We start from the raw sequence: 8,486 nt of genomic DNA, 5'->3' as shown, positions 1-8,486 counted from the left end.
TCTTTGTCAAGGGGAAGATGGGCCGATTTTTGCCAGAGGATTAAAAATTTTGCAATCCTATGCTATCATGAGCATGGGGTGAGGATACATATGACCGAATTTGAGAGATTACGAAATAAAGCCGGGCTGACAATTAGCCAACTTGCTGCGGAAGCCAGGGTGAGTCGAGCGACTATCGAAAAAATCGAGAAGGGTCTCCGGGTACGTGCTCCCCTCGCGCAGCGAGCTTGCAATATCCTGGGGAAATACCTCGGACGCGAGATTTCCTATGAGGATTTGAATATCCCTGTTGTTCGCTAATCATCGGGGAAAGAACGCCAGGCTACTGACCGAACGCCTCCGCTGCGGCTGCTGCCTCTCCCTTCATCGGGGGATTGAGCAGCAGGCCCGCCCGCAGCGGCCCATTCGCGGGCTGCCTCCTCCTCCCTTTCTCTTTGGCCGCGGGCGCCGACCTCCCGGCTGGTACGATGCTGTATTCGGTTGTCAGGGTTCGTGAGATCGGAACCTGCCATGCAGGACCGCGCCCAAGGGGGCGCCTCTTTGTAATGTCGAAGTAATATAGCAATCGTTACTAACGTTTCAATTATAACATCTGCCCCTCTGAAAGTCAAGCTATCTTGCTAAGGTTTGTAAGAATTGATACAATTAGAAGAGAAACAGAGAGGAGACAGATCAGCATGCCAAGAATGAAGCCGCCGAAAGGCTATATCTCGCTCCGGGAAGCAGAAAAACTCCTAAATCTTAGCAGCGCGATGATTAGGCGATATGTCGAACAGGGCCGCATCCAGTATCTGCTTCCCCCTGGCCGTCATCATGGATTTTACCGAAGGAGCGACGTGGAACGGCTCGCGGCTGAACTTTCGGCCTTTCTTAGTCTGGAGGAGGAGGAGGAGGAGCCTGCTCATTTCCGTCAGGCTCGTCCTGAAGATCTCCTGGCCTGTATCCGGTTGAATAGACTTCTTTTCCCTGATGCTCAGCGGCCAGCCTCTGACGAGGTCCTCCTGAGAAAGTGGAGCCAATGGTTGGAAAAAAATCCAGAGGTCATTCATGTGTTAGATAGGGGAGGCGACATCATCGGCATTGTTTCGGTTCTCCCGGTTGTTCCTGGCTCCCCGCGTCTATGGGCAGCTCTGAGGGAGGACATCTCTTTCGTCCTGGGCGATGTTAATCTTGATGCCAGTGATGTAGAGGAGTATACCCCAGGAAAGCACATTGATCTTTATCTGATGGAAATAGGTATCTCCCCAACCTTGCCGGTTTCTCTCCGTCATCGCTATGGAGCGAAGCTTATCAGCCGCTTCGCTTCCTTTATCATTGGGTTAGGTCTCAGGGGAATTTTTATCGATCGTATTCTTGCTGTCGGGGCCACGCGGGCAGGGATCAAATTGCTGCAGCATTTTGGGTTCCACGAGATTATCTTTGATCGCCAAGATACCCGGCTGTTCGTCTTGTCAACAAAGGAGTCTGGAGCTCCTTTGATGGATAGTTATCGAAATGCCCTCCTCGAGTGGCAAAAGACTTCTGGCAGGAGGACAGATCACCAAGAGTAGAGCCGGTTTCAATCCCTGAGCGGGCTAGAGCAGCGTTCCGACGACAGCTCGACGGAGATCGCTGTCCAGATCTTCTTGTGTTTCAATCCCTCAGCGAGCTTAGGCGACGTTCTGACGGCTTCCTCTCTAGGGTAGCATCAGGAGCGGCGTCCGTCAACCCGTTTCGAGCATCCCACAACAGCGGTCAGCGGTGACCGCTGTTGCGCGATCATGATGCCAGCCCCTGTGGCCCTGCGGCGGCTGGCGAGGCCCTTCGAGTATCGCTGCGTGGGAAGCCGGGTCCCGAGATGCTCGAAGCGAACGGCAGCAGCGGCACCAGCGGCAGCAAGAGGGAGCACCTTGCCTCGGGAAGGGTTGACGGCGATGGCTCGGGATGGTAAGGTAGAGGCAACAGGGGAGTCAGAACGCAGCCATGCGCCTTCTCAGGAGGAGAGCGTCCAATGGAGAACGGATCACTGGAGCAGCGCTTTGCCGCCTTTGAGACGAAGGTGAGCGGGCAGCTCACGGATATCATCGGCCTGTTGCAGCAGTTGGTCGCCGAGGTGCGGGATCAGGGCCACCGGCTCGGGGCACTGGAAGCCCGGGTGACGACAGTGGAGGCGCGGCTCAACGAGCAGCAGCAGAGCATCTCTTTGCTCAACACCTTCCAGCGCAAGATGATGCAGAAGATGGGGATTGAATACGAGTAGAAGCCTGGTTGCCAGATGGCACCTGCAGGAGGCCAGCAGGAGAAAGGAAGACCGTGATGGAGCATGGATCACTGGAGCAGCGCTTTGCCGCCTTTGAGACGAAGGTGAGCGGGCAGCTCACGGATATCATCGGCCTGTTGCAGCAGTTGGTCGCCGAGGTGCGGGATCAGGGCCACCGCCTCAACGCGGTGGAGATCCGTATGAATACGTTTGAGAACCGGATGGCCGGCTTCGAGAACCGGATGGCCGGCTTCGAGAACCGGATGGCCGGCTTCGAGCAGCGGCTCAGTGCGCTGGAGGCGCGGCTCAACGAGCAGCAGCAGAGCATCTCTTTGCTCAACACCTTCCAGCGCAAGATGATGCAGAAGATGGGGATTGAATACGAGTAGAGGCCTGGCCCTCGCCCTCTGCAGGCCAGGGCCAGCTCCTGATTGCGGCGCCGGATCGGCGCCTTTTTTGTTGGGTGTCGGGTTCCTTTTGAACGAAGCAGCAGATGGGGCAGATTTTGACACTGCTCCAGAAGCCGCAAGGTGGCTAGTGTCGATCCGCATGAGGATATTGAAAGAAAAGAAAGGCACTCTCATGTCTTCTCCTCCTCCAACCCAGGGACGCCGGCCAGCATCCGCAATAGCCCAAGCACGGCCCGCGCGTCCGGCTCCGCGGAATGCCAGCCCGCTCCCGCGGGTATGCCCTCATTGGCACACACCCTTTCAAGAGGCATCCAGTAATCCAGCCCCTGCAATTGAGCATACAGCTCCATCGCACAGTGCCATTTCTCCGCCCGCAGCCATCCAGGGATCTCTAGACGGTGGCGCCTGGCACTGGCCAGCAGCGCCAGGCGATCAAACTCCGCATGGTAGGCCCAGATAGAGGCATAGCCCTCCAGGACCGCACACAGCTCCCCCCACCTCTCCGTCAAGGGTGGCGCCTGCTGGAGCGCCTCATCGCTGATCCCGTGGCGGGCCCGCGCCCCTGGCGTCACAGGCGCATCCGGCTGGATCAGCGAACGAAAGAGCAGCTTCCCCTTCCCATCAATCACCGCGATCTCCACGACTTGAAAGCCCGGGTCCTCGGGCAAGCCTGTTGTCTCCGTGTCCAGCACAACCATGTCCCGGGCCAGCTCTTCCCGCAGCCAGGCCCGTATCTCCTGCTGCTGCTGGCGCACCCGCTGCGCTTCCTCACAGGCCCAACAAAGCCGGAGCCGCTGCCGGCGGCGCTTCGGCTCAATGGGTTCCCCACAGCTCGAGCAGAGGAGCCATTGGCGCCAGCCCTCCCTTGCCCGTTCCAGCGCTTGCCGCTGCGCTTCCGTCAGCGCCTTTGCGGAAGCTGCTTCATGGACCCAGTAGAGCAACACCTGCCGGGGGCGCCCCGCCGATCGCTCATAGCAGCCCGCGGGCTGCTGGCCCGGGGCCAGGCGCAACCCCCGGCGGCGCAGGCCGGAGACGGTTGCCAGCCGCTCCCAGTCAATCTGGGCGTACGCGAACACCCGCAGACCCCCACACTCCGTCCGAGGCTTTGCCTGCCACGTTTTGTGGCAGACGCTACATCGCCATCCTGTGGCAATCCGTTCGAGCTGATGTTCTTGATATTCCCGATGTTCTGCCATCGTTGACCTCTCCTTCTTCATGACTTCGGCGCCGTGCTTCCGCAGTCCGAGGAGCGACGCACGTCGTCCCTCGGGAGCGGCAGCGCGCAGGGGTGGGCATGAGATCCCTGTCGTGGGTCGGGAGCAAGGGAGGGGAGCTGTTGGAGGTGGAGGATCAGGGGATCAGCTCCTGCCAGTGGCTGGGTTCAGCGCACAGTCCTGCGCCACTGGGACACGCGCGTCGGGTCGCCTTGCACCGAGGCGGCAGTCGATCCCCAGAGGCAGCGAGCGCAGGGAGTGACGCAGCACCACCTCCACACGACGATGCCCGAGGGCCGACGCCACCGCCTCCACGGCTGCCCGATCATCGTCCGCTGGGCGCAGCCGGCCCCGAGCCGGTGGCAGCTCCCGGTCCGACAGCAGCCGATACAGCGCCTGCGCATACTCGCGCCGCAGAGCGTGCACGTCCAGATGGGACGGGATGCGTGCAAAGACTCGCTCCTCGGGCCGGCGCCCTGCCCACAGCCGTTGCAGCAGCTCCTCCACGCCCGGCAGCACGGGCGCCACCCGCGGGCGGCCTCCCTTGCCATGACGCACGAGCACCACCCCCGCCGCCAGGTTGAGATCCGCCACGCGCAGCGCCGCCACTTCTCGCCGGCGCAAGCCGGTCGCCCGCAGGAAGGTGATCAGCTCCTGCCAGTGGGCCGGGTTCAGGTCGTGATCCTGTGCCACCGGGCCACGCGAGCGCCGGATCAGCTCCCGCCGCCGGGGCGGCAGTGTGACCGAGGCGGCCAGCCCCCGATCGCCAAAGAAGAGCCGCAGGGCGGAACGGGTCGTCGCCAGCGTCCAGGGCGAGAGGCCCGTCTCTATTCCCCGCAGCAGATAGGCCGTGGCCAGCTCCTCGGCGTGCGCGTCTACCTCGGCCAACCGGCGCAGCCCAGACGTGGCCCGCACCCACTTCAGGAAGCGGATCACCTGCTCCTGATAGACGGAGCGGGTCTTGGAACTGTGGATGCGCCCCGTGGAGCAGGTCCAGGCGAGCTGTCCCTGCTGACGAGCGGTCTGCTTGGCCGTATGCCGGCTCTCGCCGATGGCCATCAGGCCGTCGAGCCGCTCGATGGCTTCGCGGATCAGGCTCTTGCGATGCGTGGGCATGCTGCTCCTGGTGCTCCGGCGGTGCTGGCTGGTGGCTGCCAGGCCAGCTCGTGCTTCCTTTCACCGCACGACTTGCCATCCCACGAGTTCAACCGTGTCCGTCCCTCTGCAGGGCGGCGGCCCTGGGCTGTCCTGTTCCCTCTGGACAGCGAGCGGGGAAGGGACGAGTCCCCCGTTCTCTTCTCTCGCTCTGTTTAGACCGCGGTGAAGCCGTCTGGAGAGCGCAAAGGATGCGTTCCTGGCATCCCTGGATAGCGAGCCAGCCAGCAGGGTACCGACCTGGCGGGAGCGGGGCTCAACCAGCGCAGGCAGGGCGCTGCGGCCTGGGTCAGGATGGTGTGGGGCGGCGCTCCAGAGGGCTGTCCCTCCGTGCGGGCCAGGTCAGGATCAGGCCAGGCACAGAGCCATGGGCGTCCCCTGTTCCTGCCCTCAGTGGGGGTGTGCTCTGGGTTTGGGACTGGGGAAGCGCCGGCGGCAGCGCTTCGCCTTCCCAAGGCCGCGGCACATTTGCAACACAGCAAGCATACCCGCGCGACCCGGGAACCCCGCGGGAACGAGAGGGGAACATCCTGGGAAGGGAACGGGAAAGAAATGGGAACGCGGAATGGAAGGTGGTCAGGAAGGACCACTCGCTGCCAGCAGGCGGATCAGAGGCGCTCACCCGTCCCGAAGAGGACGGTGCACAATGCGCCAGATGGTCTGATAGGAGGTGTGGTACTCTGCAGCGACCTGGCGCAGTGACAGGCCCTGCGCGACCCGCAGACGGATCTCCGGCCACCGTTCCGGCGGGATGTTCGGCGGTCGTGGAGAGCGAGGGCGATGACGATGAGAGGGAGTGGAGAGGGAGAGAGGAGGAAAAGCAGAGGAGGGACCCTCCATGACGAGATCGGAAGATGTCACGGAGGCGTCCCCCGACATTTTACCGAAAGCGGAACCGACGGGATTCGACCCCTCTGTCGACACTATCCAGGCTCCATCAGTACATTGAGACCTGCAGCAGTGAGACTTCGGAAGACCAGGCTGCACCGGCACCTGCCAGGCACCGCTGGAGCGATGCCGCCCGCCTTGCCCGCTTCCGTATCCCTCTCTCCGAGTGGCCCCATGTGCTGGCCCTCCTGAAGCAAGGGGTCTCCCTGCGCCAAGTCGCAGCGCAGTTCGGCGTCTCCTACGAAAGTGTGCGGCGCATGCAACGTGCCTGGCATGCGTTGCAACAGAAGGGATCTTTCTTGTGGCCTCGTCAGAGCTGATCTAGCAAGGGCCAGCGCAGTACCCAGCGAATCAGAAGCGAAGCCAGGAATCACCAGCCCCAGGAGCACCAGCGAACCAGCATAGGCTTCATGGATCTGATACGCATAAGGACTCAGGGTAAAGGTGAAGATGCGGAGCGGCAAGGCATCTATTGGCAGCGTTCGATCCGTGTCCAGCGATAGACTCCCAAAAGCGGTCATCAGTAACAGGAGTCCTGTTCAGGAGAACAGCCTACGGATTCTTCCTCGCCCTGAGCAGGAAGGGACAGCCTCCTCTGATCGCACTGTGCTGCTCTCTCTGTGGTACGAAGCGAGCTGCTCGCTGCGACAGGGAATCAGTCAAGTGATGCGCTGCAGCAGCAAGGCCCGCCGCTCTTCTTCTGAGAGCGGGGCATACTCGCCGCTTCTGGCCTGATAGAGAGCGATCTCCCGCCTGGCTGCAGCGAGCCTCTCCTCGGGAACCGGATTCCTCCAGAGCGCAGCACTCACCAGCAGGGCCACAGCGATGAGGGAAGCACTGATCTCAATCCAGAGTGGGGGAGCAAAGAAGAGCCAGACCAGGAACACGAGAAAGACCCCCCAAAAGAACCACAACAGCAAACTGAATCTGAACTGGATGATCTCTTCTTACGGCAAAGGAAGGCCGTCATCCTCTGGAGGGCCAGCTGGTGGCCGCCATTCCCGCCCGCTCCTGTCAGGCTACCGCGTCCATACTCTGCTCTGTCGTGGGACCGGCTTGCCGCTCCTGTTTCTGCCCTCACCCGCCAATGTCCACGATGCGCCCCTGGCCCGCCCATTGCTCGCCTGGACGGTACGCCTCTTCCAGGTGCGCTCCCGCGTGATCCATTTGGATGCTGGCTTCTGGGGCCTGAAACTGATCGCCTGGATTCACACCGTCCTGGGCACCCGCGCCGTCCTGCCGTGGAACCCCAAACGCCAGAAACGGCGGAATGGCCTGCCTCCCACCTGGACCGCCGAGGAGCCAGGCAAGCGCACCTCCATCGAACGTTTCTTTGGACGTACCTTCATTTTTTTCGGTTACAACGTCCTCCCGTCTTTGGCTGGTCGGCGGTGGCCATTCGGGTAGCCCCGACGGATGCGGCCCTCTGGGTAATCGCCTTGGCGGCCTGGCAAGCAGGCCGTTTGGAAGATCATTGTAGGGTATAGGGCCTTGTCGGCCTTGCTTTGATAGGAGATTTCCTTAAAGCACTGGTGACCACCGGCGTCAGCGGTGCAACGGACCCGCGCACCTGGACGCTGACCGGCCAGGCACTAGCCCATCCCTGGTTGGCCGGTGGCATCATCGTCTTTGCAGGGCTGCTTACCTTCGTGACGTTTCGCACCGACGTGACGAAGCGCCGCACGGCAGAAGAAGCCGCACGGCGCAAGCGCAAGGCTGAGGCGCAGGCCGAGCGGGAGCGTGCCCACCTTCCCTACGTGGTCAAGCGGGTGGAAACGCTGGACCCTGGCGCGCAGCCTGATGCGCCGCAAAGATGCCGCCGCGCTGATTGGCATAGGTATTGCTTTTAACCTGCGCCCGCTGGGTAATCTGCGGACCAACCAGGAGCAGGCGGTGGCCTGTTTCCGCGCGGCGCTGGAGGTGTACACCCACCAGCAGATGCCGTTTGAATGGGCATCAACCCAATACAATCTGGCACTTACCTATCTGGACCTTGGGGAAGCCCTGGCAGCATGGGACCAGCAGGCGACATGCACTGCTCTGCGCAAGGGCTAGCAATGCGTGACATTGGCCTTGCAGGTCTTCACTCACGAGCATCTTCCAGCGTATCATCGGCAAGCCAGAGAAGTAGGAAAGCTGGTAGAAGCAGCCATGCAAGAGCTTGGCTGTGAAGCCTGAAAAAGCGCGAGCCCCGCGCCACCTGGCGCCGCGCACGAGCGTGCTACACAGATCTCTGGCCTGCCTTGTCCTGTGGTAGCCCCCCCTTCATGAAGATTGACTCCGAAATGCGGCCACGCCCCCACCCCGCGTCTCAAGCGCGCACCCGGAGGCTCCGCCGCAGAGCAATGCTTGCGCGGCTGGGATGAAGACCTGTCTTGACTCAACAGAAAACTTGAGGACATGTCCAAACTGATGGCAGCAAGTAAGGATGATACAAGAGCACAGTTAGTCTCTGCCCGAATGGGCCATACGCCCCCATTGGCTTCGATTTGGAAACGCCCTCATGAGAAGAGAAGAGAGCAGAACGTGTGGCCAGGGAGCTGACACCTGGACCAACGGCGGTAACGTCTGCGACAGGGT

Annotated in this window: 13 protein-coding genes; 9 read left to right on the top strand and 4 right to left on the bottom strand. The window is 61.6% G+C overall.

Annotated elements, in window-relative coordinates; all coding sequences use genetic code 11:
• The first annotated feature begins 90 nt into the window (after positions 1-90).
• The 4 genes from IRZ24_RS19845 (at position 91) to IRZ24_RS13275 (ending at position 2,628) form a co-directional block, all read left to right on the top strand.
• Positions 91-300, top strand: a complete 210-nt coding sequence (locus tag IRZ24_RS19845) for a helix-turn-helix transcriptional regulator (protein ID WP_366914294.1) — start codon at positions 91-93, stop codon at positions 298-300.
• A 377-nt stretch (positions 301-677) separates the two neighbouring features.
• Positions 678-1,550, top strand: a complete 873-nt coding sequence (locus tag IRZ24_RS13285) for a helix-turn-helix domain-containing protein (protein ID WP_297165033.1) — start codon at positions 678-680, stop codon at positions 1,548-1,550.
• Between the two features lie 440 nt (positions 1,551-1,990).
• Complete coding sequence (locus IRZ24_RS13280) at positions 1,991-2,239, top strand: hypothetical protein (RefSeq protein WP_297165031.1); 249 nt, start codon at positions 1,991-1,993, stop codon at positions 2,237-2,239.
• 56 nt (positions 2,240-2,295) lie between these two features.
• A complete protein-coding gene (locus IRZ24_RS13275) occupies positions 2,296-2,628 on the top strand; it encodes a hypothetical protein (RefSeq protein ID WP_297165029.1) in 333 nt (110 codons plus the stop codon).
• Positions 2,629-2,819: 191 nt separating this feature from the next.
• Here IRZ24_RS13275 and IRZ24_RS13270 read toward each other — a convergent pair whose 3' ends face one another.
• Entirely contained in the window at positions 2,820-3,845 is a 1,026-nt protein-coding gene (locus IRZ24_RS13270; protein WP_297165028.1) for a 3'-5' exonuclease, read from the bottom strand.
• Positions 3,846-4,007: 162 nt separating this feature from the next.
• Complete coding sequence (locus tag IRZ24_RS13265; RefSeq protein ID WP_297165026.1) at positions 4,008-4,751, bottom strand: tyrosine-type recombinase/integrase; 744 nt, start codon at positions 4,749-4,751, stop codon at positions 4,008-4,010.
• Between the two features lie 81 nt (positions 4,752-4,832).
• Between IRZ24_RS13265 and IRZ24_RS13260 the strand changes: the two genes are divergently transcribed.
• Positions 4,833-5,177 carry a hypothetical protein gene (locus IRZ24_RS13260; RefSeq protein ID WP_297165024.1) on the top strand — a complete coding sequence of 115 codons (345 nt, stop codon included), beginning with the start codon at positions 4,833-4,835 and terminating at the stop codon, positions 5,175-5,177.
• A gap of 459 nt (positions 5,178-5,636) precedes the next feature.
• On the opposite strand, the gene IRZ24_RS19840 is transcribed toward IRZ24_RS13260, so the two are convergent.
• The gene (locus IRZ24_RS19840; RefSeq protein ID WP_366914293.1) at positions 5,637-5,858 is read right to left on the bottom strand and encodes a helix-turn-helix domain-containing protein; all 222 of its coding nucleotides are present in this window, start codon (positions 5,856-5,858) and stop codon (positions 5,637-5,639) included.
• A gap of 224 nt (positions 5,859-6,082) precedes the next feature.
• Between IRZ24_RS19840 and IRZ24_RS19835 the strand changes: the two genes are divergently transcribed.
• Entirely contained in the window at positions 6,083-6,226 is a 144-nt protein-coding gene (locus tag IRZ24_RS19835; RefSeq protein WP_366914292.1) for a helix-turn-helix domain-containing protein, read from the top strand.
• A gap of 339 nt (positions 6,227-6,565) precedes the next feature.
• Here IRZ24_RS19835 and IRZ24_RS13255 read toward each other — a convergent pair whose 3' ends face one another.
• Positions 6,566-6,793: a hypothetical protein gene (locus IRZ24_RS13255; protein ID WP_162179573.1), complete on the bottom strand. Its 228-nt coding sequence runs from the start codon at positions 6,791-6,793 to the stop codon at positions 6,566-6,568.
• On the opposite strand from IRZ24_RS13255, the gene IRZ24_RS13250 reads away from it, so the two are divergent.
• The 3 genes from IRZ24_RS13250 to IRZ24_RS13240 all read left to right on the top strand — a co-directional run bounded on the left by IRZ24_RS13250 (position 6,732) and on the right by IRZ24_RS13240 (position 7,961).
• A complete protein-coding gene (locus IRZ24_RS13250) occupies positions 6,732-7,313 on the top strand; it encodes a transposase (protein WP_366914291.1) in 582 nt (193 codons plus the stop codon). The two genes, IRZ24_RS13255 and IRZ24_RS13250, sit on opposite strands and share 62 nt — an antisense overlap.
• Positions 7,314-7,411: 98 nt before the next feature.
• Positions 7,412-7,756: a hypothetical protein gene (locus tag IRZ24_RS13245; protein ID WP_297165017.1), complete on the top strand. Its 345-nt coding sequence runs from the start codon at positions 7,412-7,414 to the stop codon at positions 7,754-7,756.
• Positions 7,707-7,961, top strand: a complete 255-nt coding sequence (locus IRZ24_RS13240) for a hypothetical protein (RefSeq protein ID WP_297165015.1) — start codon at positions 7,707-7,709, stop codon at positions 7,959-7,961. The genes IRZ24_RS13245 and IRZ24_RS13240 overlap by 50 nt, the downstream gene beginning before the upstream one ends.
• Positions 7,962-8,486 lie beyond the last annotated feature (525 nt).

The sequence above is a fragment of the Thermogemmatispora sp. genome (assembly GCF_019683755.1).
Classification (GTDB): Bacteria; Chloroflexota; Ktedonobacteria; order Ktedonobacterales; family Ktedonobacteraceae; genus Thermogemmatispora.
This window is presented reverse-complemented; position numbering and strand designations above follow the sequence as displayed.